This is a genomic window from Methylosinus sp. Ce-a6 (genome assembly GCF_009811655.1).
GTDB lineage: Bacteria > Pseudomonadota > Alphaproteobacteria > Rhizobiales > Beijerinckiaceae > Methylosinus.
This window is the reverse complement of sequence record NZ_BGJX01000033.1, coordinates 19,326-38,171: the sequence shown is the minus strand read 5'-3', so window position 1 is coordinate 38,171 and position 18,846 is coordinate 19,326. Positions and strand designations below refer to the sequence as shown.

At 64.3% G+C, this 18,846-nt stretch carries 24 protein-coding genes and 1 pseudogene; 16 read left to right on the top strand and 9 right to left on the bottom strand.

What is annotated here, in order from left to right; translation table 11 throughout:
• Positions 1–73: 73 nt before the first annotated feature.
• From trbE to Mspo_RS16275, 8 genes and pseudogenes are all read left to right on the top strand, one after another.
• A pseudogene (trbE, locus tag Mspo_RS16310) lies at positions 74–1,789 on the top strand (conjugal transfer protein TrbE); the annotation flags it as partial.
• Entirely contained in the window at positions 1,789–2,535 is a 747-nt protein-coding gene (gene trbJ, locus Mspo_RS16305; RefSeq protein ID WP_159731567.1) for a P-type conjugative transfer protein TrbJ, read from the top strand. The pseudogene trbE and the gene trbJ, both read left to right, overlap by 1 nt.
• Before the next feature lie 9 nt (positions 2,536–2,544).
• Positions 2,545–2,868, top strand: coding sequence for a putative entry exclusion protein TrbK-alt (gene trbK-alt, locus Mspo_RS16300; protein WP_159731565.1), 324 nt, complete (start codon positions 2,545–2,547; stop codon positions 2,866–2,868).
• Entirely contained in the window at positions 2,865–4,202 is a 1,338-nt protein-coding gene (gene trbL / locus Mspo_RS16295; RefSeq protein ID WP_159731563.1) for a P-type conjugative transfer protein TrbL, read from the top strand. Before trbK-alt ends, trbL begins: the two co-directional genes overlap by 4 nt.
• Before the next feature lie 3 nt (positions 4,203–4,205).
• Positions 4,206–4,889 carry a conjugal transfer protein TrbF gene (gene trbF / locus Mspo_RS16290; protein WP_159731561.1) on the top strand — a complete coding sequence of 228 codons (684 nt, stop codon included), beginning with the start codon at positions 4,206–4,208 and terminating at the stop codon, positions 4,887–4,889.
• Positions 4,886–5,956 (top strand): P-type conjugative transfer protein TrbG, encoded by a 1,071-nt coding sequence (gene trbG, locus Mspo_RS16285; protein WP_159731559.1) that lies wholly within the window; start codon positions 4,886–4,888, stop codon positions 5,954–5,956. The genes trbF and trbG overlap by 4 nt, the downstream gene beginning before the upstream one ends.
• Positions 5,953–7,161, top strand: a complete 1,209-nt coding sequence (locus Mspo_RS16280; RefSeq protein ID WP_159731557.1) for a TrbI/VirB10 family protein — start codon at positions 5,953–5,955, stop codon at positions 7,159–7,161. Before trbG ends, Mspo_RS16280 begins: the two co-directional genes overlap by 4 nt.
• The gene (locus tag Mspo_RS16275; protein ID WP_159731555.1) at positions 7,158–7,415 is read left to right on the top strand and encodes a DUF2274 domain-containing protein; all 258 of its coding nucleotides are present in this window, start codon (positions 7,158–7,160) and stop codon (positions 7,413–7,415) included. The genes Mspo_RS16280 and Mspo_RS16275 overlap by 4 nt, the downstream gene beginning before the upstream one ends.
• Here the strand turns inward: Mspo_RS16275 and Mspo_RS16270 are convergent.
• Positions 7,379–8,293 (bottom strand): LysR family transcriptional regulator, encoded by a 915-nt coding sequence (locus Mspo_RS16270; RefSeq protein WP_159731553.1) that lies wholly within the window; start codon positions 8,291–8,293, stop codon positions 7,379–7,381. The two genes, Mspo_RS16275 and Mspo_RS16270, sit on opposite strands and share 37 nt — an antisense overlap.
• Positions 8,294–8,413: 120 nt before the next feature.
• Here Mspo_RS16270 and Mspo_RS16265 point away from each other — a divergent pair, with 120 nt between their 5' ends.
• Positions 8,414–9,028, top strand: a complete 615-nt coding sequence (locus Mspo_RS16265) for a hypothetical protein (RefSeq protein WP_159731551.1) — start codon at positions 8,414–8,416, stop codon at positions 9,026–9,028.
• A gap of 38 nt (positions 9,029–9,066) precedes the next feature.
• On the opposite strand, the gene Mspo_RS16260 is transcribed toward Mspo_RS16265, so the two are convergent.
• Entirely contained in the window at positions 9,067–9,414 is a 348-nt protein-coding gene (locus Mspo_RS16260) for a helix-turn-helix domain-containing protein (RefSeq protein ID WP_244613503.1), read from the bottom strand.
• 136 nt (positions 9,415–9,550) lie between these two features.
• Between Mspo_RS16260 and Mspo_RS16255 the strand changes: the two genes are divergently transcribed.
• From Mspo_RS16255 to Mspo_RS16245, 4 genes are all read left to right on the top strand, one after another.
• Positions 9,551–9,850, top strand: a complete 300-nt coding sequence (locus Mspo_RS16255; RefSeq protein ID WP_159731547.1) for a hypothetical protein — start codon at positions 9,551–9,553, stop codon at positions 9,848–9,850.
• A gap of 315 nt (positions 9,851–10,165) precedes the next feature.
• Positions 10,166–10,396 carry a hypothetical protein gene (locus Mspo_RS19630; RefSeq protein ID WP_201281727.1) on the top strand — a complete coding sequence of 77 codons (231 nt, stop codon included), beginning with the start codon at positions 10,166–10,168 and terminating at the stop codon, positions 10,394–10,396.
• Positions 10,369–10,530 (top strand): hypothetical protein, encoded by a 162-nt coding sequence (locus Mspo_RS16250; RefSeq protein WP_244613502.1) that lies wholly within the window; start codon positions 10,369–10,371, stop codon positions 10,528–10,530. The genes Mspo_RS19630 and Mspo_RS16250 overlap by 28 nt, the downstream gene beginning before the upstream one ends.
• Positions 10,531–11,047: 517 nt before the next feature.
• The gene (locus tag Mspo_RS16245; protein ID WP_159731545.1) at positions 11,048–11,824 is read left to right on the top strand and encodes a haloacid dehalogenase type II; all 777 of its coding nucleotides are present in this window, start codon (positions 11,048–11,050) and stop codon (positions 11,822–11,824) included.
• A 6-nt stretch (positions 11,825–11,830) separates the two neighbouring features.
• Here the strand turns inward: Mspo_RS16245 and Mspo_RS16240 are convergent, their stop codons facing one another.
• Complete coding sequence (locus Mspo_RS16240) at positions 11,831–12,415, bottom strand: CGNR zinc finger domain-containing protein (RefSeq protein WP_159731543.1); 585 nt, start codon at positions 12,413–12,415, stop codon at positions 11,831–11,833.
• Between the two features lie 251 nt (positions 12,416–12,666).
• On the opposite strand from Mspo_RS16240, the gene Mspo_RS16235 reads away from it, so the two are divergent.
• Both Mspo_RS16235 and Mspo_RS16230 read left to right on the top strand, forming a co-directional pair.
• Complete coding sequence (locus Mspo_RS16235; protein WP_159731541.1) at positions 12,667–13,494, top strand: alpha/beta fold hydrolase; 828 nt, start codon at positions 12,667–12,669, stop codon at positions 13,492–13,494.
• Positions 13,495–13,574: 80 nt separating this feature from the next.
• A complete protein-coding gene (locus Mspo_RS16230; protein WP_159731539.1) occupies positions 13,575–14,351 on the top strand; it encodes an SDR family oxidoreductase in 777 nt (258 codons plus the stop codon).
• Here Mspo_RS16230 and Mspo_RS16225 read toward each other — a convergent pair.
• The 3 genes from Mspo_RS16225 to Mspo_RS16215 form a co-directional block, all read right to left on the bottom strand.
• Positions 14,338–14,967, bottom strand: coding sequence for a pyridoxamine 5'-phosphate oxidase family protein (locus tag Mspo_RS16225; protein ID WP_159731537.1), 630 nt, complete (start codon positions 14,965–14,967; stop codon positions 14,338–14,340). The two genes, Mspo_RS16230 and Mspo_RS16225, sit on opposite strands and share 14 nt — an antisense overlap.
• A 74-nt stretch (positions 14,968–15,041) precedes the next feature.
• Positions 15,042–15,506: a nuclear transport factor 2 family protein gene (locus Mspo_RS16220; protein WP_159731535.1), complete on the bottom strand. Its 465-nt coding sequence runs from the start codon at positions 15,504–15,506 to the stop codon at positions 15,042–15,044.
• Positions 15,507–15,561: 55 nt separating this feature from the next.
• Entirely contained in the window at positions 15,562–16,113 is a 552-nt protein-coding gene (locus tag Mspo_RS16215) for a carboxymuconolactone decarboxylase family protein (protein WP_159731533.1), read from the bottom strand.
• Between the two features lie 124 nt (positions 16,114–16,237).
• Between Mspo_RS16215 and Mspo_RS16210 the strand changes: the two genes are divergently transcribed.
• Positions 16,238–17,140, top strand: a complete 903-nt coding sequence (locus Mspo_RS16210) for a LysR family transcriptional regulator (protein WP_159731531.1) — start codon at positions 16,238–16,240, stop codon at positions 17,138–17,140.
• 7 nt (positions 17,141–17,147) lie between these two features.
• On the opposite strand, the gene Mspo_RS16205 is transcribed toward Mspo_RS16210, so the two are convergent.
• The 3 genes from Mspo_RS16205 to Mspo_RS16195 are packed head-to-tail and all read right to left on the bottom strand — an operon-like array spanning position 17,148 to position 18,844.
• Entirely contained in the window at positions 17,148–17,960 is an 813-nt protein-coding gene (locus Mspo_RS16205; protein WP_159731530.1) for an anti-sigma factor, read from the bottom strand.
• Positions 17,957–18,493, bottom strand: coding sequence for a sigma-70 family RNA polymerase sigma factor (locus Mspo_RS16200; protein ID WP_159731529.1), 537 nt, complete (start codon positions 18,491–18,493; stop codon positions 17,957–17,959). The genes Mspo_RS16205 and Mspo_RS16200 overlap by 4 nt, the downstream gene beginning before the upstream one ends.
• A 3-nt stretch (positions 18,494–18,496) precedes the next feature.
• A complete protein-coding gene (locus Mspo_RS16195; protein WP_159731527.1) occupies positions 18,497–18,844 on the bottom strand; it encodes a cupredoxin family copper-binding protein in 348 nt (115 codons plus the stop codon).
• Positions 18,845–18,846 lie beyond the last annotated feature (2 nt).

Sequence of the window (18,846 nt, the reverse complement as noted above, 5' to 3'; positions counted from 1 at the left end):
TCGAAGGGCCCTCCTTCATCTCTCGTACAGTTGAGCGCCGCCGATACTCGCGACAGCGCGCTCGTGACACACGACCCATCACGGCATTCTCGACGAGCTCAATCGTCTCGCCTTCCCCTATCGCTGGTCGACGCGCGCCATCCTTCTCGACAAGACCGAGGCGGTCCGGCTGCTGACCAAAATCCGGCGGCAGTGGTTCGCCAAGCGCAAATCCGTCGCCGCCATCATCAAGGAGGTGATGACCAACGAGGCCTCGACCCTCGTCGACTCCGACGCGGCGAACAAGGCCGCCGACGCTGATGTCGCGCTGCAAGAGCTCGGGGCCGACGATGTCGGCGAAGCCTATGTGACCGCCACCGTCGCCGTCTGGGACGAAGACCCGGCCATTGCGACGGAACGGCTGCGCCTCGTCGAGAAGGCAATCCAGGGCCGCGACTTCACCTGCATAGCGGAAGGCGTGAATGCGGTCGAAGCCTGGCTCGGCTCTCTTCCCGGTCACGCCTACGCCAATGTCCGCCAGCCGCCGATCTCGACGCTCAATCTCGCCCATATGATCCCGCTCTCCGCCATCTGGGCGGGAGCAGACGGAGACGAGCATCTTCGCGCCTCTCCTTTGCTCTTCGGCAAGGCCGAGGGCTCGACGCCCTTCCGCTTCTCGCTGCATGTCGGCGACGTCGGCCATACGCTGATCGTTGGTCCGACCGGCGCCGGCAAATCCGTGCTGCTGTCGCTGATGGCGATGCAGTTTCGTCGCTATGCGCGCGCGCAAATCTTCGCCTTCGATTTCGGCGGCTCGATCCGCGCGGCGGCGCTCGCCTGCGGCGGCGATTGGCACGATCTCGGTGGCGGCCTATCGGCCGGCTCTGAGGACAGCGTGTCGCTGCAGCCGCTCGCCCACATCGACGACGCGGCCGAACGCGCCTGGGCGGCCGAATGGGTAGCCGCAATCCTCGCCAAGGAAGGCGCCGCCATCGCCCCGACGGCGAAGGAGCATGTCTGGTCGGCGCTCACCTCGCTCGCCTCGTCACCGCCCGGTGAACGCACGCTCACCGGTCTCGCCGTCCTGCTCCAATCGACGGCCCTGAAACAGGCGCTTCAGCCCTATTGCGTCGGCGGTCCGTTCGGGCGGCTGCTCGACGCCGAGGAAGAGCGCCTCGGCTATTCCAACTTTCAGGCCTTCGAGACGGAAGGCCTCATCGGCGCCGGCGCCGCGGCAGCCGTCCTCACCTATCTATTCCACCGCCTCGAGCAACGCCTGGACGGTCGTCCGACCTTGCTCGTCATCGACGAGGGTTGGCTCGTCCTCGATGATCCCGCCTTCGCGCGTCAGCTGCGCGAATGGCTGAAGACCCTGCGGAAGAAGAACGCCTCCGTCGTCTTCGCCACGCAGTCGCTCTCCGACATCGACAATAGCCCGATCGCACCGGCGATCGTCGAGAGCTGTCCGACCCGCATCTTCCTCCCGAACGAACGCGCGATCGAACCGCAGATCACTGCGATCTATCGCCGTTTCGGCCTCAACGATCGCCAGATCGAGATCATCGCCCGCGCGACGCCCAAGCGCGACTATTATTGCCAATCGCGACAAGGCAATCGCCTCTTCGAACTGGGGCTCGGACCGATCGGCCTCGGCTTCTGCGCCGCCTCCTCCAAGACCGATCATGCCGCGATCGAGCGCATCCTCGCCGAGCATGGGCCGGACGGCTTTCTCCGCGCGTGGCTGGTCGAGCGCGGCCTCGAATGGGCCGCCGACCTCATCCCCGACCTCACCAATCTGGAGTTCTCCTGATGGCCGCTCGCCATTGTCGTCGCGCCGGCCTGTTCGGCGCAGCCGCTCTTTCCCTCTCGCTCGTCGCCGATCCGGCGCACGCGCAGATCGTCGTCTATGACCCGACCAATTTCTCGCAGAACGTGCTCACTGCCGCGCGTGAGCTGCAGCAGGTCAACAATCAGATCCAGAGCCTCGCCAATGAGGCGCAGATGCTGACCAATCAGGCGCGCAATCTCGCGAGCCTGCCGCTCTCGACGCTGAGCCAGCTCCAGACGACCATCCAAAAGACGCAGTCGCTGCTCGCGCAGGCGCAGCGCATCGCCTTCGACGTCCAGCAGATCGAATCCGCCTTCGCGACCACCTATGGTTCGTCGGCGTCGACCAGCGCCTCCAGCTCGGGACTGATCGCCACGGCGCAGACGCGCTGGCGGAATTCCGTCGCCGCCTTCGAGGATTCTTTGAAGGTCCAGGCCGGCGTCGTCGGCAATATTTCCAGCAACGGCTCCGCCATGGCGTCGCTGACCTCCGCCAGCCAAACGGCGACCGGCGCGCTGCAGGCGGCGCAGGCCGGCAATCAGCTGCTCGCGCTGCAATCGCAGCAGCTTTCCGATCTCGTCGCCGTGGTCGCGGCGAAGAGCCGCGCAGATGCGCTCGAACAATCGCGCATCACGGCCGCCGAGTCTCAAGGGCTGGAGCAATATCGGCGCTTTTCGACGCGCTCCGGCTATCAGCCGGGCAATGTCACCATGTTCCATAGCAATTGAGGCGCGGCCATGGAACGATGGCACATATGGCGCGCCGGCGCGATCCTCGTTCTGAACGCCACATTGATCGCGACGCTCTCCGCAATCGATCTCGACGCGCCCGCGCCGATCATCCGTCACGCCGGCGCCGCCATTTCCATCGCTCCCGACGCTCTTTCCGCCGAGCTGCGCCGCTGCGGCGCGCTCGAGCTCCAGGATGCCGAAGACCAGCGCTGTGAGGCGGTCTGGACGGAGAACCGCCGCCGCTTCTTCGGCAGGCCGGCGCGGCCGGCGCGGCCGACGCCTCCCACGGCCGCGCCGGCCGCAGCTACATCGAAAGGCGCCGCGCCATGAACATCGGCGTCATCGATTCCTTCCTCAACACCTTCACGACCTATATCGATTCCGGCTTCGGCCTGCTGAAGGGCGACGTCGCCTATCTCTCCTCGACGCTGATCGCGATCGACATCACGCTCGCCGGGCTGTTCTGGGCCTGGGGCGCCGACGAGGACGTGATCCAGCGGCTCGTGAGAAAAACGCTCTACATCGGCTTCTTCGCTTTCCTCATCACCAATTTCAACAAGCTCTCGGGAATTGTCTTCGACAGCTTCGCCGGCGTCGGCCTCAAGGCCGGCGGCTCTTCGGTGTCGACCGCAGATTTCCTGCGGCCGGGCCGTCTCGCTCAGGTCGGCCTCGACGCCGGTCAGCCGCTGCTCGACGCCGCGAGCCAGATGATGGGCTTCGCGTCCTTCTTCGCCAATTTCGTTCAGATCGCCGTGCTGATGATCTCCTGGCTGCTGATCGTCATCGCCTTCTTCATTCTCTCCGTGCAGCTCTTCGTCACGCTGATCGAGTTCAAGCTGACGACGCTCGCCGGTTTCGTGCTCATTCCCTTCGCGCTCTTCAACAAGACCGCCTTTCTCGCCGAGAAGGTGCTCGGCAATATCGTCGCCTCGGGCGTGAAGGTGATGACGCTCGCCGTCATCGTCGGAATCGGCTCCGGACTCTTCTCGCAATTCACGACGAGCTATGGCGGCGAGCAGCCGACGATCGAGCGGACGCTCTCCGTCGTGCTCGCCGCCCTCGCCATGCTCGGCCTCGGCATATTCGGTCCCGGCATCGCGACCGGCCTCGTCTCCGGCGCGCCGCAGCTCGGCGCCGGCGCGGCGGTCGGAACCGGCGTCGCCGTCGCGGGCGCCGGAATGATCGGAGGGGCGGCGCTCGGCCTCGCCGGAAGGGGAGCGACGGCCGCCGCCTCGGGAGCCGCCATCACCGCGCGCGGCGGGGCGAGGCTCGCCGGAGGAGCCGCGTCGGCCTATGCGCTCGGCTCGGCCGGCGAATCTGGGCCTTCGGCTGTCGCCGCCGGACTCGCCGGTGTGGGCAAAGCGGCGGGCGCAGTCGCAGCGGCACCCTTCCGCCGCGCGGCCGCTCGCGCGACGAGCTCCCTTGCCGAGAACTATTCCGCCGGCGCACGCGCCGCCTTCGCGGCGACCGGCGGTTCGGCAACGACAGGCGCAGTCGGCGACGGGGCAACCAGCGCTCCGCCAGGGAATGCGCCGCCCGCCTGGGCGCGGCGCATGAAACGCAATCAGCTCGCGAGCCACGGCGCGACGACCGCCGCGCATGTCATTCAGTCCGGCGACAGCCACGGCGGCGGCCATTCCGTCGATCTCTCACAACAGGAATAGACCATGTTCCGACGCGCCTCGGTGCGCTATGGCCGCACGCCCGAACCGGAAACGCCCTATCAGCGAGCCGCGCAAGTCTGGGACGAGCGCATCGGCTCCGCGCGCGTCCAGGCGAAGAACTGGCGGCTGATGGCCTTCGGCTCGCTGCTCTTGTCCTGTGGCCTCGCGGCCGGCCTCGTCTGGCAGTCGACGCATGGGACCGTCGTCCCCTGGGTCGTTCAAATCGACCAGCTCGGCGAGGCGCGCGCGATCGCGCCGGCGACCGCCGACTACACGCCGTCCGATCCGCAGATCGCCTGGTATCTCGCCCGCTTCATCAAGGATGTGCGCGCCGCACCGGCCGATCCGGTCGTCGTCCGACAGAGCTGGCTGCAGGCCTACGATTTCACGACGACGGCGGGCGCCGCCGCGCTCAACGATTACGCCCGCGCCAACGATCCCTTCGCCAAGCTCGGCAAGCAGCAGATCGCCGTCGATGTCTCCAGCGTCATCCGCGCCTCGGCCGACTCGTTTCGCGTCGCCTGGATCGAGCGCCGCTATCAGGACGGCGCGCTCGCCGACACGACGCGATGGACGGCGATCCTCACCATCATAATCCAGCCGCCGACCGACGCCGATCGCCTCCGCAAGAATCCGCTCGGCGTCTACGTCAACGCCATCAACTGGTCGAAGGAGCTCGGACAATGACTCGGCGGAATTTCCCGAATGCCGGCGATCCGGCTTTGCGCATTGCCGTGAACGTGCTGTCCCGGAAAGATGGAAATGCGTCTTTCCGTAAAGCCGGCTTTGCGATTCTCCTCATCTCCGTGCCCTCGCTGGCCGGATGCGCGAAATTCATTCCGCCCGATATCGATTACGACGACGCCGCTCCGGCGCGGCTCTCCGCCGATCCGCCGGCGCCGGTGAAAATCGTCACCCTCGCCAAGCCGCTTCCTTTACCCGGCCAATTGAAGCCGCTGCACGCGGGCAAGGCGCCGCCCGAACCCGTTGATCCGGCCCTGCGCGTCAATCAAGCCAACGCCGCCGCCCGCGTGCAGCCGGTGCGCGACGGATTCATCAACGCCGTGCAGGTCTATCCCTTCTCGGGCGGCGCGCTCTATCAGGTCTATGCCGCGCCGGGACAAATCACCGACGTCGCCTTGCAGGAAGGCGAGCAGCTCGTCGGTTCGGGACCGGTTGCGGCCGGCGACACAGTGCGCTGGATCATCGGCGATACGGAGAGCGGCGCCGGCGCGACCAAAAAGATTCACATCCTCGTCAAGCCGACACGGCCGGACCTCGTCACCAATCTCGTCGTCAACACCGATCGACGCACCTATCTGCTCGAGCTGCGATCGACCGAGAAGACCTATATGGCCTCGGTTTCCTGGCAATATCCCGAAGATCAGCTCATCGCCTTGCGCCGGCAAAACGCCACTGCGGAGTCCGCCGCGCCGATCGCGACGGGCGTCGACGTCTCCGCGCTAAATTTCCGCTACGCGATCCAGGGCGACAGTCCGGCCTGGCGGCCGCTGCGCGCCTTCGACGATGGATCGAAGGTCTATATCGAATTCCCGACCGGCATTCGCCAAGGCGAGACGCCGCCGCTCTTCGTCATCGGTCCCGCCGGCGGATCGGAGCTGGTCAATTATCGCGTGAGCCGCAACTACTACATCGTCGACCGCCTCTTCGCGGCGGCCGAGCTCCGTCTCGGTGATGCGGACAGCGAGCGACGTGTGCGCATCGTCCGCGCCGACGGAAGGCCGCGGTCATGACCTCGGACGCGAATGATGACAAGTACGGCTCGTCGCCGCCGATCACGCCGGACCTTCGCCTCCGGGGCGAACGTCCGCGCGTGACGCGGCTGTCGCACAAGGTGCTGATCGGCATGGCGAGCGTCGCCGCCCTCGCGATCGCCGCCGCGCTCGGCTACGCGCTGCAGCCGCGCGACAGAAGCGGCGTGGCCCAGGAACTCTACAACACGCAGAATCGTCCCGCCGCCGACGGTCTCGCGAACCTGCCCAAGGACTATACCGGAATGCCGCGCCCGGCGCCGCCGCTCGGCCCGCCGCTGCCGGGCGATCTCGGCCGGCCCATTCTGAATGCTGGCGCGGCCGCCAATACGACGATCGTCGGCGCATCGGCGTCCGACCCCGAGGCGCAGCGCCGCGCCCAGGAAGGTGAGGCCGCGCGGGTGAGCCGGCTCTTCGCGCAGACGAACGAGCGCGAGAGGCCGAGCACCCCGATCGCTCCGACCATGATCTCCACGGGCGACGCTGGCGCCGTCGCGACGCCATCTGTCGACGCCGGCTCTGCCCAGAACATGCAGGATCGCAAAACGGCCTTTCTGACCGCGGCGACGGATCGTCGAACCGTCAGTCTCGATCGGCTCGCCAAGCCTGCGTCGCCTTACGTCGTTCAGGCCGGAACTGTCATCCCCGCTGCGCTCATCACCGGCCTCCGCTCCGATCTGCCGGGGCAGATCACCGCCCAGGTGACCGAAGCGGTCTACGACAGTCCCACGGGGAAGTTTCTGCTCATCCCGCAGGGTGCGAAGCTCATCGGCCAATACGACAGCTCCGTCGCGTACGGCCAAAGGCGCGTGCTTCTCGCCTGGACACGGCTCATCATGCCCAATGGAGCCTCGATCGTGCTGGAGCGACAGCCCGGCGCCGACGCCGCGGGCTATGCCGGCCTCGAGGACGAGGTCGACAATCATTGGGACATGCTGATCAAGGGAGCCGCGCTCTCGACGCTGCTCAGCGTCGGCGCCGAGGCGGGAACGACGGGCAGCGAGAGCAGTCTCATCCAGGCGATCCGCCGCGGCGGCTCCAACAGCGCGAGTCAGACCGGACAGTTGCTCGTTCAACGCCAGCTCAATGTCCAGCCCACTCTCACCATCCGGCCGGGCTTCCCCGTCCGCGTGCTCGTGACGAGAGATCTCCTATTGGCTCCATACAAGGAAGGAATGGCGCCGTGACGAAACTGAAGCTCGGTCCGCTCGCCGACGACAAGCCCGTCAAAATCACCGTCGAGATTCCCGCCTCTCTGCATCGCGATCTCACCGCCTATGCGGACGCGCTCGGCCGAGCCAATGGGCAGACGATAGCCGATCCGCTCAAGCTGATTGTCCCGATGCTTCAGCGCTTCATCGCGACAGACCGAGCCTTCGCGAAGACTCGGACGCGCCCGAAAACTCAGCCGGATGTCGCGGAAGCCGAAAGGTCGGGATAGCGGGCGCGCAACAGATCGAGAAATGTTTGCAGCATCGGACTGCTGTTCGTCTCTTTCCAATAGGCCGCGAACTGAAGCCGCATTTGCCCACAGTCGCCATGCAGCTCGCGATGGGCCACTCCGGGGCAGATGAAGCCGACGGCGCCTTCGAGCAGCGGCGCGACGCCATAGCCGGCGCCGACGAGGCTCAGCAGCCTGTCGACGCTGACATCCTGATAGCTGATACGCAAAGTACCCGAGCCGCCGGCCTTCACGCTCAGCAATTGCTCGAGCTCGGAATCGACGCCGCTCCGCGTCAGCAATATCCGATTGTCACAAAGGTCCCGCCATTCGATCGCAGGCCGATTATTGAGCGGGTGATGGTCCGGAACGGCCACGACCACCCGTTCGCCCCAGAGCGGCAGAACGCGGTCGTTCCACCTCCCGCCGGAGGTCAATATGGCGACGTCGATCGCGCCGACGGCGAGCTCGCCGAGCAATCCCTCCTTCGCGCCGTCGACCAAGAGAACATCCGCATCCGCGATCTGACGGCGCAACTCCGCGAGCGTCTCCCGCAGATTGCCGGCCGAAAGTGACGAGCAGATCCCAATTCGCAATGGCCTGCGTCCGCCATTGCGTCGCGTTTTGAATACGAGAAAGAGGCGGTCCGCTTCATCGACGAGGGGCCGCGCCAAATCCAAAAATTCCCGACCGACCGGGGTGAGCTTCGTTCCGCCGGTGGTGCGCTCGAACAAGTCCACGCCGAGCTCACATTCGAGATCAAGCAATCGACGGCTGAGGGTGGATTGACGCGTGTTCAGCGTCTCCGCCGCTTGCCGAAGGCTTCGATGCCGCGAGGCAACAAGGGCCCATTTCAGATCTCGTAGCTCCGAATTCACCTGAAAAGCCCGGTTTCACAAGCTGATTTCCAGAATCGGATACGGCGACGACAGGGCGCCATCAGCAGGTAACATCCCGCCCGGCCTGACCACAACCCACGCTGTTGAGGAGCCTGGATCATGGCTGATTCTGAAGATAGCACGACTCTGCCCGCCATTAGCTGGCGCGCCATTCTGCGAGGAACCGGCGCCTTGCCCTCCGGGAAGACGACTGGAGGGGCGCCGTCCGACCCCGCGCTGCAGCTTTGGCGGAATTGGCAAGCCAATCACACTGAGGTCGTCGCGCTGACGCGCGAGTGGCAGCGCATCGAGAAGAAGCTCATTCACTCGGTCGGCATCCCCGAGGTCGCGATCCGCCTTTCCGGCGAGGCGGAGCCGAAAATCGCCCAATCGGTCGACGAGATCGAGGAGCTGGTCGCGAACGAGCCGGATATCGAGAGAGAAGCGCTGATCGCGGCGTTCGACGAGCGGCAAAAGCGATGGAACGAGGCGGCGGCGGCGCTTGGCTTCGACGCCGTCGACGCGGAACTCCGGGCCGCTCTCGGCAAGGAGCGCGATTTTGTGGCGTCGGTCCCGAAGACGAAAGCCGCCAGCCTGCCGGGCGTCGCGGCCAAGCTCGCCATCCTCATTCAGCTCGGCGAGCCGAGCCCGACAGATGCGGAGTTTCCCTGGCCGGAATTGCGCTCGGCGCTCGCTGATATCGCGCGGCTGGCGTCGCCGGAAGCGGCGGTCTAGGCGATGTGATGCTCATGCTCGGGTCCAAGGTCGCTCGGCTATGGACCCGGCTTCTTTCGAATGGTTCGCCTTTGCACCGGCGCCTCGCTTTTACGAGCTGGCTTCGCGGCTTTCTTGGGCGGCGCCTTCGTGCTCGCGCTTGCAGCCAATGTCGCAGATGACGATTTCGTCTCCGCGCTTTCGCTCGCAGGCCTCAAAAGCTCGAGCGCCGGGATTCCGAGAGCATCGGCGAGACGTCCGACGACGTCCACCGTCGCCGAATAGACGCAGCGTTCGATCGAGCTGATATAGGTGCGGTCGAGCTCGGCTCGATGGCCGAGCTCCTCCTGCGACAGGCGCTGAGCCCGTCGATATTTCCTCAGATTGCGCGCCAGCGTCTCTCGCATTTCCATGACGAGAACCAGCCAGCTTGAAGAGTATTTATCTACGGCGTATACTCTACAAACGGTCGGCGCCGGTCCGAGGAGAGGAAGCGCCGGCGCGACGGAGGGGGCGAGTCCGTAAACGACCGAGAGTCCGAATATGCGTGAGAAGCATCTGGGTCACGCCGTCTCTTTGGCGACGATTTTGTTGAGCACGCGCGAGCAGTTCGCTCGCGCGCTGCGTGACGCTGCGATGGCGAGCATCAGAGCGAGATCGAGAGGCGCAGGTTACGACCAGCCGATCATCTCCCGCTACTTCCTCGAATCGCATGTCGACGACGCTCTCTATCTGATCGGCAGAGACGGACTCGACGCGCTCGAGAGCAATGTCCGCTTCGCGGTCGACGAAATGATACGAGAGGCGTTGGAAAACGTGAGGTTGCGGCGGACGGACAATTAGTCGATCGCAGTCTCGGTGCGCCGGCTACGGCGGCGCATTGCGCTTACGCCATCACCCTCACATCGAGGCGCATCGGAGCCGACATTTCCCGACCAGCAGCGCGCTCGCCGTTGATCACATTTCACAAATTCGTTTTGGGAGCATCTATCGTGGAAGGACAAATAACTCTCACAGACATAGACCGCCCTGACGAGGCGCTCGAAGTCGATATCATCGCCGCCGACGAGACGTCTTTGACGCTGGCGGTACCGAACACATCCGTGCAATTTCGACTATTCCGCCACAGCCGCAACGCTCCCTATCAAGGATCGTTGGGTGGACGGAGCTTTTGCTTTGTTCCCGTCGCTGGCGAGCCCCGAAAAGGCCCACGTGGAGCATCCAGCGAAATTCACGTCGCGCGATCCATCCGGCAACGCCAAACTTGAGTGCCGTGCAGTCATTGCCTATTTTGCTGGCGACGCCATTCTGGAAGCTGTCGTGGCGAGCATCACAATCCGTGCGCAGAACATGGCCGCTCCATGGAAGAAGAAGCGCGGGAAATCCTGAGTCGCGCGATCGGCGGCGTCATCGCGCCGAAGAATCTCGGCCAGGCTATTCACGCCCGCTTCGCCGTTATCGGCGGCGTGGAGTTGGAGCTTCCCACGCGGGGTCCGATGCGCGAACCGCCATCGTTCTCATGAGCGGCGCGGTCATCCTGCTCGACACCACGTCGTCTCCGAGCTGATGCGGTCCAAGCCCGCGCAGGCGGTCTTGGACTGGTTCGCCGCGCGCTAGTCATCCCAGCAGCAAGCAATCAGCCACGCTGCGCAAACGACCCAGGTCTTGATGAAGACGCCTTCATCGATGCCCACGAGCCGAAGCAGCTGCCCACCGGGAGCCTGGAAACAAAGATGCGCATCGAGCACATCAAGCTTCTTGACGCCGAACGAGAGAACTTCCGATTTCGTTTCCTCGGTGTTATCGGTCTTAAATTCCAGGGTAGATCACCTTCAAATAGGCGCTCCTGCTGAGATTTCGACTGTGCGTCCGTCGGCATCGGTCATGTGGATTACGAAAACGCCACCTTCTGTTGGCAGTCACGGTCCAGCATTATTGCAAAAGGTGAAATGGATCAGTGCAATCACGCGAGTGGCGCACAATGCATCCACCACCCATCTCGAGCGCTTGACGATCTTGGTCGAAAGCTGGAGACTTCGAATGCAAACTGTGACGCGCCGCCGCTTGTTGATGAATTCATCGGCCATCCTCACTGTCGGGAATTCTACTACGACTCGAGGCAAGCCGCAGGCAAAGGCGCAGATCAAAGGAGTCGCCTTCGACGCCTTCACGATCTTCGATCCACGTTCGATCGCTATGGAAGCAGAGCAGATGATACCGGGACGGGGAACGGAACTGACCACCGCTTGGCGTACGCGACAATTCGAATATTGCTGGCTGCGAACGTTGAACCGCAACTATGTAGACTTCTGGCAGGTCACGAGCGAAGCGCTCGCCTTCGCGTGCGAGTCGACGAGAATTCGGCTTGCCCCTGAGGCTCGGATGAGGCTCATGAATGCCCATCTGCGATTGCAGCCGTGGGCGGACTCTGTCGACGCTTTGATCCAAATGCGAAGAGCCGGACTGCGGCTCGCCTATGTGTCGAATTTCACTCACCGAATGATGGCGACTATCAGCGATGCCGCCGGAGTGTCCCGGCTTTTCGAGCGGCAATTGAGCACGGACGCTGTGCGAGCGTTCAAACCGGATCCGCGCGCCTACGCTATGGCGGAGGACGCCTTCCAATTGCCGCGCGAGAATATCCTGTTTGCCGCCTTCGGAGGCTGGGACGCTGCTGGCGCCAAATCGTACGGCCTCGAAACCTTCTGGGTCAATCGAACGGATGCGCCGCTCGAAGAATTGGGCGTGACGCCGGACGCGACGGGTAGATCGCTCGCCGAGCTCGCTCAATTCGCGCTCTTGAGAAGCGGCGATTAGCCGCGCTCATTTTTCTCGCGCCTTGCGCGCGCGATAATGCGCGACCTTGTCTCGATTGCCGCAGATCGCCATCGTGCACCAACGCCGGATATTGTTGCGTCCGCGATCGTAGAACACCATCGAGCAGTCGGGATTTGCGCAGCGCTTCATTCGTCCCGGCTCCGTCTCACAAACGAATTTCGCGAAATCTCGCGCGACGACAGCCGCGACCACATCCTTCTCGATGCGCGTTTCCTCCGTGAGGGCGACGCGGCCGTCGCGCAAGATCAGTCGCTCGCGAATCTCCACCGACCCGAGCAGACTATCGACCGGCTCGAGGAGCCGCGTGGAGATCGCTTCTCCGGCAGAAATTTTGTCGAAGAGCTTGCGGAGCGCCTCACGCGTCTCCCACGCCGACTTCAGCTCCACCTTCGAGGGTTTGTGCGAGCAATCGATCCCAGCGGCGCGCGCCCATTTCGCCAGCCCTTCGGCGTTGGCGAGAAAATCGACCGTCTCTCCGTTCATTATCGGCGTGGTGTTGAGAAAATCGATCCACAACGCCCCTCCGAAGAAGGGCATGCCGTCTCGCCACTCGCTCGCCTCGATCGTCATCCCCTCGTCTTCTCCCCATGCGCAACCGGCAAGTCTGCGTAACCGGTTAATCGCACCTTGACAGGCGTCGCCGCAAGTGTCACCACTATACGTGTATTACATCGGTTACAGGAGATCCCATGTTCCTCGCCTCCAATCCCCTCCTCACACTCGCGGCCGTGTCGGCCGCGACTATCGCGACCGCCATGCCCCTCCCGACCAGCCGACCGCGCGTCGAGCATCCAGAAGTCCGACATCGACATCTCGACGTCATGGGACGCGCGATCTTCTTTCGCGAGGCCGGCGATCCGAAAGCGCCGGCGATCGTCCTGCTTCACGGCTTTCCGACCTCGTCGCGCATGTATCGCGAGCTGATCCCGGCGCTCGCCGACAAGTTTCATGTCGTCGCGCCGGATTATGTCGGCTTCGGCCATTCGGAGGCGCCCGCGGCGGATCAATTCCCCTACACATTCGAAACGCTCACCGCCCATGTTACGGGGCTGATCGATCAGCTCGGCCTACGCTCCTATGTGCTCTATATGCAGGACTACGGCGGCCCTGTGGGATTCCGCATCCAGTCCGCGCGTCCTCATCAAGTCGCCGGATTGGTGGTGCAGAACGCCAACGCCTACATCGAAGGGGTGGGCGAGGCGCCGCGACAGGTCTTTCTGCCTCTGTGGGAAAAGCGCGACGAGAAGAGCGAAGCCGGCGCGCGAAGCTTGCTGCAGCCCGATATGACCAAATTCCAATATGTGTATGGTGCGAGAAATCCCGAGGCGATCGATCCCGACAATTGGACGGTCGATCAAGCCTTGCTCGACCGGCCCGGCGTCGCCGCCTATCAGATCGATCTGCTCGAGAACTACAAGACCAATGTCGCCTCCTATGATGCCTGGCACGCGTCCTTCCGCGCGCATCGCCCGAAGACCTTGATCGTTTGGGGCAAGAACGATCCGATCTTCATTCCGGCCGGCGCCGAGGCGTTCAAGAAAGACTTGCCGGACGCCAAGCTCGTCTGGCTCGACGGCGGACATTTCGCGCTGGAAGAGAATGTCCCGCTCGTCGCCTCCGAGATCAAAGCGATGTTCGCCGGAAAATAGCCCCTCCTCCGGCGAATGGGGCCGATCCGTCCGCCTCTCGGGTCGGCCCCGACTCTCTTTTTCATTCGAAGGAATTGGCCATGCCGAACAAGGAACGTATCGCGATTGTGACAGGAGCGAGCCGCGGGATCGGCCGCGCAACCGCCATCCGCCTCGCCAGAGATTTCGCCGCTGTCGCTCTCGTCGCACGCGACTCTGTCTCCCTCGCGAGCGCGGCCGACGCGGTGAACGCAGCCGGCGCCAGCAGCCTCACGCTCGCGCGTGATCTGCGCAACGCAGATACAGCGCAGCAGGTGATCGAGGCGACGCGTGATCGCTTCGGGCGAATAGACGCGCTCATCAATATCGGAGGCGCAGTTCCGCAAACAGATTTGTTCGCCATGAGCGATGAGGAATGGGCCGACGGCCTCTCGCTGAAGTTCCACGCCGCGCGTCGTCTGACGCTCGCCGCATGGGAGACGCTCGCGCGAACCAGCGGCTCGGCGATTTTCATGTCCGGGACCTCGGCGTTGACGCCGAAGGCGTCGCTCGCCGCAGTCGGAACGATCAACGCCGCCATTTCGGCGCTCGCGAAAGCCTTCGCCGAGCGCGGCGTCGGGGATGGCGTGCAGGTGAACGCCGTGCTGCCCGGTCCGGTGATGACGGATCGCCGCCGCGCCATGCTCGCGCGCTACGGCGAGGCAAAAGGCCTATCGCTCGACGCCGCGATCGACGCCTTCGCTGCGGAGACCAGGATCGCGCGCTACGGAACGCCGGAAGACATCGCCGAGCTGATCGCCTTCGCCGTGTCGCCGGTTGCGCGTTGGATGACGGGCGTGACGCTGCGGATGGATGGCGGCGAGATCAAATCGCTGTGACGCCGCCGTGCCCTGCGCTCGCGCGCAGCTCCTGCACTTGCGCCTCGAGCGCGGCGATGCGCGCGTCTCGCTCCGCGAGCGCAGCGGCGACATCGGACGCCTCGAAGCGTTGCGGAATATGGCTGGGGCAGTTCACGTCCAAGGCGAGGACGGAAAAAAGGATCGCACGTTCGACACGCGCCGCATAATCTGCCGGCGTGAGCCGCGCGATCAGCTCGGCGTCGTCCTCCACGACACGCGCCGTTCCCCAGATCTTCACGCGACGACGGCGCGAATAGTCGATCAGAAAGAGATAGGCTTTCGGATTGTCGGCGAGATTACCGATCGTCACATATTGACGATTTCCCGAGAAATCAGCGAAGCCGATGGTCGTCTCGTCGAGCATCTTCAGAAAGCCGGCCGGGCCGCCGCGGTGCTGGATATAGGGCTGCATCTCCCTATTCGCCGTCGCGAGAAAGACGCTCGTCTGCTGCGCGATGAACGCCACTATATCCGGCGTCAGGCTCGTTCGCCACGAATGTTCCTTCTCCATGCGCGCATACGCGCGGCGCGAGCCCTCACGCGTCTGGATAGACTTGATGGTGGGCGTGAAAGCGATGTCGCTGGAATAGGTCATGTCGATTTCCTCCCGAGGCGCGAGAAAAGGATCATCGCCACGCGAGCGCAATGAGCGCGCTCACGTGGCGCCGATCAAAGGCCGAGGTCGGTCAGACCCGGATGCTCGTCCGGGCGCCGGCCGAGCGGCCAATGGAACTTGCGATCGGCCTCGGCGATCGGAAGATCGTTGATGGAGGCGATGCGCAAGCGCATGAGGCCATGCTCGTCGAACTCCCAATTCTCACTGCCATAGGAACGGAACCAAGCGCCGCTGTCGTCGCGCCATTCATAGGCGAAACGCACGGCGATGCGGTTCTCGCGGAACGCCCACAGCTCCTTGATGAGGCGATAATCCAGCTCGCGTGACCATTTGCGCTTTAGAAAGGCTTCGATCTGGTCGCGGCCGACGACGAACTCGGCGCGATTGCGCCAGCGGCTCTCCGGCGTATAGGCCAACGCGACCTTTTGCGGATCACGGCTGTTCCAGCCGTCCTCGGCGAGGCGCACCTTTTGCGTCGCGGTTTCGAGCGTGAAGGGGGGAAGCGGCGGTCTCGACATGGCTCGGTCCTCGGATGAAAGCCGCGCCCGGATCGGCTCCGGGCGCGCAGCCCATTTACGCCACGCGGCGCGTCTCGAGCACGGGGAAATCAACGAGCGTATCGGCGACTTCGTTGATGTAATTCGTCAGCGTGTTGAGCCCGACATGGAAGATGATTTCGATGATCTCGCCCTCCCCGAATCCGGCCGCGCGAACAGCCGCGAGATCGGCGTCGGAAGCGTGGCCGCGCTTGCGGGCGACCTCGAGCGCGAAGCGTAGCGCGGCCTCCGCCTTGGGATCGGCGGAGCGGCCGTCGCGATTGGCGCCGATTTCCGTATCGTCGAGCTTGACGAGCGTCTTGCCGATATAGGCGTGTGCTGAAAGGCAATAGCCGCAGCCATTGAACTCGGCGATGGCCACCGCGAGGCGCTCGCGCGTGCGGGCGTCGAGCGCGCCCTTGGCCAGCGCGCCGTTCAATCCAATGAGGCCTTCGAGACTTGCCGGGCTATTGGCGACGAGACGATAGAAATTCGGAGCGACGCCGAGCTTCGCCTTCACCGCCTCGAGCAATGGGCGGGCGGCGGCGGGGGCGGATTCGATAGCGGCGGGAGTCGAGATACGGGACATGATGCGCTCCTCATTTAAGGATGATCGCAGGTCTTTCGCCTGACCAGAGGAAGATGATAGATAACCACTGAAACGATAATTCCCGTTTTCGACACGACATCGTTGCAGCCGGCGTAGCAATCCCATGGACCGTTTCGACACGATTTCCGCTTTCATCGCGGTCGTCGATCATAAGGGCTTCGCGCCAGCGGCGCGGGCGCTCGGCATTTCGGCGCCCATGGCGACGCGGCTCGTCGCGGCGCTCGAGGAGCGGCTCGGCGTGCGGCTTCTGCAACGCACGACCCGCTCTGTCGGTCTGACCGATGCGGGAGCGCGTTTCCTCGAGCGCGCCCGCCGCATCGTCGCCGATCTCGAGGAAGCCGAACGTCTCGCCGAGAACGAGCGGAGCGAGCCGAGGGGGCGATTGAGCGTCTCCGCGCCGCTGATGTTCGGACGCATGCATGTCGGGCCGCTGATCTCGCGCTACATGACCGAGCACCCGCAGCTCAGCGTCGAGCTCTCGCTCTCCGATCGCTTCGTCGATCTCGTCGAGGAAGGGGTCGATCTCGCTCTGCGCATCGGGCATTTGTCCGATTCTGCGCTGGTCGCGCGCAAGCTCGGCGCGGCCCGGCGGGTCGTCGTCGGCTCGCCGGCCTATCTCGAGGCGGGCGGCGGCGCGCCCATCACTCCGGCCGATCTCGACCGCTATCGCCTCATCTCCTGCACGGCGCTGACGCCGGTGGCGCGCTGGCGCTTCTGGTCGGGGTCGCAGGCGTTCGATGTCGAGACACGCCCGGCCTATGTGACCAACAGCGCCGAAGCGGCGATCTGCCATGCGGAAAGAGACGGAGGCCTGACAATCGCGGTCGGATATCAGGTGGCCGATCTCGTGCGCGCAGGCCGGCTGCAAGTGGCGCTGGCGGACTATGAGCCCGAGCCTCTGCCGATCCAATTCGTTTATCCGAGCGCGCGATTGCTGTCCGCGAAAGTCAGAGCGCTGATCGATCTCGCCGGACGGGAGTGCGATTGGAGCTTCGTCGATTTTTGAGCGACGCTCAATTGCGAGCAGGCACGCTCTCTATTTTCGACGCGGCTCGCCGAAAGGCCGCGACGAACGCCTCGAGCTCCGCCGGCGGAAGATCTGATATCGCCGCATAAGTGCGATGTTTCTCCTTCCAAACGACGACCGGATAGCCCTCCATCATTCGCAGCGCAGGGACTTCCGGATAATTTACCGATCGTGGCTGCAGCTCCGCCACCGAAACGAGATGCTCGCGACGCTTGTAGACGAGCGTCGGAACCGGCGTGGCGCCGACGATATCGATCCTCGCTCCGACGAGAGGAAATCCCTCGGCGGCGAGATCGACCACCGTGACGGCGAGCGGCAGTTTGCTGGCGAGCCACGGCTTCACCGTATGCTGATCGCTCGATGCGACATCCACCGGCTGCCCCGATATCTGGCTACGCATGTGACCCGTGACGACATAGGGCATGAAACGATCCGGCGCGGCGAGCTCCTCGACGAGATGCTGAAGTCCGAGCGTCACGACGATCGTCGCGACGATCGAGCCCGCATAGACGCGCCAAGACGGCCGAGCAAAGCGACAATAGCCCGCAGCAATTCGTCCTTGCCCGTTCGAAGACTCCAACTGCACGAGCAGGCGCGTCCTCAGCGTCTCGGGCGCCGCCTCGCGCGCGGCATGGCGGCGCAGGGTCCGCCTCAACGCGTCGAGCCGCTCGCGATCCTCACGCGCGCGTGCGTCGCCCGCGAGAAGGCGCTCGGCCTTCACCGCGCCCGCCGCATCCAACTCCTGGTCGAAGTCGGCTTGTAATAAAAGCGCCCGATTCTGCTTCTCGTTTTCGCTCATAGCGACACTCTCCCCAGTCCATCGATCAGCAGTGCGCGCGCCCGCGCGAGCCGCGACATCACGGTGCCGATCGGCGCTCCCGTGGCGTCGGCAATCTCACGGTAGGACAAACCATTGACTTCGCGCATAACGAGAGCCTCACGAAACGGGATCGGCAAGGCGGCGATCGCCGCCTCGACGCTACGCCGATCCGCGGCCTCGATCAGCGCAGCCTCTGGAGACGGCTCATCGCAGTGGGGAGAGGCGCCATCATGTGTCTCGGCGTCTTCGGCCCCGCCGGCCAGCACGAGGTCGCGGGGCCGATTCTTGGCGAGCCAGGTGAAGGCGACATTGCGCGTGATCGCCAGCAGCCAGGCGCGAGGATGCGCCACCTCGGCGCTCTCCAGCGCGGCGAGCGCGCGCAGGCAGGCGTCCTGCACGACATCCTCGGCGTCCGTCGCATTGCCGGTCAACCAGCGCGCCAGCGAATAGGCGTCGTCGAGATGAGGCATGATCGCTCGCGTGAAGCGATGTCGCGCGTCGTCGCTCGTCACGAGCTATCCTTGTCGATCACTTCGAGGAGTCACGATGACCTTGCCCGTCATCTGCGGATGAAGGCCACAAAAATAGGTGATTTCACCTGGCTTGTCGAAGACGATCGAGAAGCTCTCGCCGGTGTCGAGCGCCTTCGAACGGAAGGCGCCATTCCTGTCGACGACATTATGCGGCGTATCGTCGTGATTGACGAAGACGATTCGCGCACCGGTCTCCACGCGAATTTCCGAAGGCGCAAAGACGAAGTCGCCGATATCGATCGTCCGCTCGTTCCCGGCATGAGAGATCGAGGCGACGAGAACGCCGACGAATGCGAGAGCAGAGGCTATCGCAAAAGCAGGTTTCGACATGT

What these genes read in the sequence shown, in the direction of transcription:
- Mspo_RS16205 (WP_159731530.1), bottom strand. Translation starts at nt 17,960, where the DNA reads ATGAGCGAAAACGAGAAGCAGAATCGGGCGCTTTTATTACAAGCCGAC.
- Mspo_RS16230 (WP_159731539.1), top strand. Translation starts at nt 13,575, where the DNA reads ATGCCGAACAAGGAACGTATCGCGATTGTGACAGGAGCGAGCCGCGGG.
- trbL (WP_159731563.1), top strand. Translation starts at nt 2,865, where the DNA reads ATGAACATCGGCGTCATCGATTCCTTCCTCAACACCTTCACGACCTAT.
- Mspo_RS16210 (WP_159731531.1), top strand. Translation starts at nt 16,238, where the DNA reads ATGGACCGTTTCGACACGATTTCCGCTTTCATCGCGGTCGTCGATCAT.
- Mspo_RS16195 (WP_159731527.1), bottom strand. Translation starts at nt 18,844, where the DNA reads ATGTCGAAACCTGCTTTTGCGATAGCCTCTGCTCTCGCATTCGTCGGC.
- Mspo_RS16220 (WP_159731535.1), bottom strand. Translation starts at nt 15,506, where the DNA reads ATGTCGAGACCGCCGCTTCCCCCCTTCACGCTCGAAACCGCGACGCAA.
- Mspo_RS16225 (WP_159731537.1), bottom strand. Translation starts at nt 14,967, where the DNA reads ATGACCTATTCCAGCGACATCGCTTTCACGCCCACCATCAAGTCTATC.
- Mspo_RS16240 (WP_159731543.1), bottom strand. Translation starts at nt 12,415, where the DNA reads ATGACGATCGAGGCGAGCGAGTGGCGAGACGGCATGCCCTTCTTCGGA.
- trbG (WP_159731559.1), top strand. Translation starts at nt 4,886, where the DNA reads ATGACTCGGCGGAATTTCCCGAATGCCGGCGATCCGGCTTTGCGCATT.
- Mspo_RS16255 (WP_159731547.1), top strand. Translation starts at nt 9,551, where the DNA reads ATGCGTGAGAAGCATCTGGGTCACGCCGTCTCTTTGGCGACGATTTTG.
- Mspo_RS16260 (WP_244613503.1), bottom strand. Translation starts at nt 9,414, where the DNA reads ATGCGAGAGACGCTGGCGCGCAATCTGAGGAAATATCGACGGGCTCAG.
- Mspo_RS16245 (WP_159731545.1), top strand. Translation starts at nt 11,048, where the DNA reads ATGCAAACTGTGACGCGCCGCCGCTTGTTGATGAATTCATCGGCCATC.
- Mspo_RS16235 (WP_159731541.1), top strand. Translation starts at nt 12,667, where the DNA reads ATGGGACGCGCGATCTTCTTTCGCGAGGCCGGCGATCCGAAAGCGCCG.
- trbF (WP_159731561.1), top strand. Translation starts at nt 4,206, where the DNA reads ATGTTCCGACGCGCCTCGGTGCGCTATGGCCGCACGCCCGAACCGGAA.
- Mspo_RS16215 (WP_159731533.1), bottom strand. Translation starts at nt 16,113, where the DNA reads ATGTCCCGTATCTCGACTCCCGCCGCTATCGAATCCGCCCCCGCCGCC.
- trbJ (WP_159731567.1), top strand. Translation starts at nt 1,789, where the DNA reads ATGGCCGCTCGCCATTGTCGTCGCGCCGGCCTGTTCGGCGCAGCCGCT.
- trbK-alt (WP_159731565.1), top strand. Translation starts at nt 2,545, where the DNA reads ATGGAACGATGGCACATATGGCGCGCCGGCGCGATCCTCGTTCTGAAC.
- Mspo_RS16250 (WP_244613502.1), top strand. Translation starts at nt 10,369, where the DNA reads ATGGAAGAAGAAGCGCGGGAAATCCTGAGTCGCGCGATCGGCGGCGTC.
- Mspo_RS16280 (WP_159731557.1), top strand. Translation starts at nt 5,953, where the DNA reads ATGACCTCGGACGCGAATGATGACAAGTACGGCTCGTCGCCGCCGATC.
- Mspo_RS16265 (WP_159731551.1), top strand. Translation starts at nt 8,414, where the DNA reads ATGGCTGATTCTGAAGATAGCACGACTCTGCCCGCCATTAGCTGGCGC.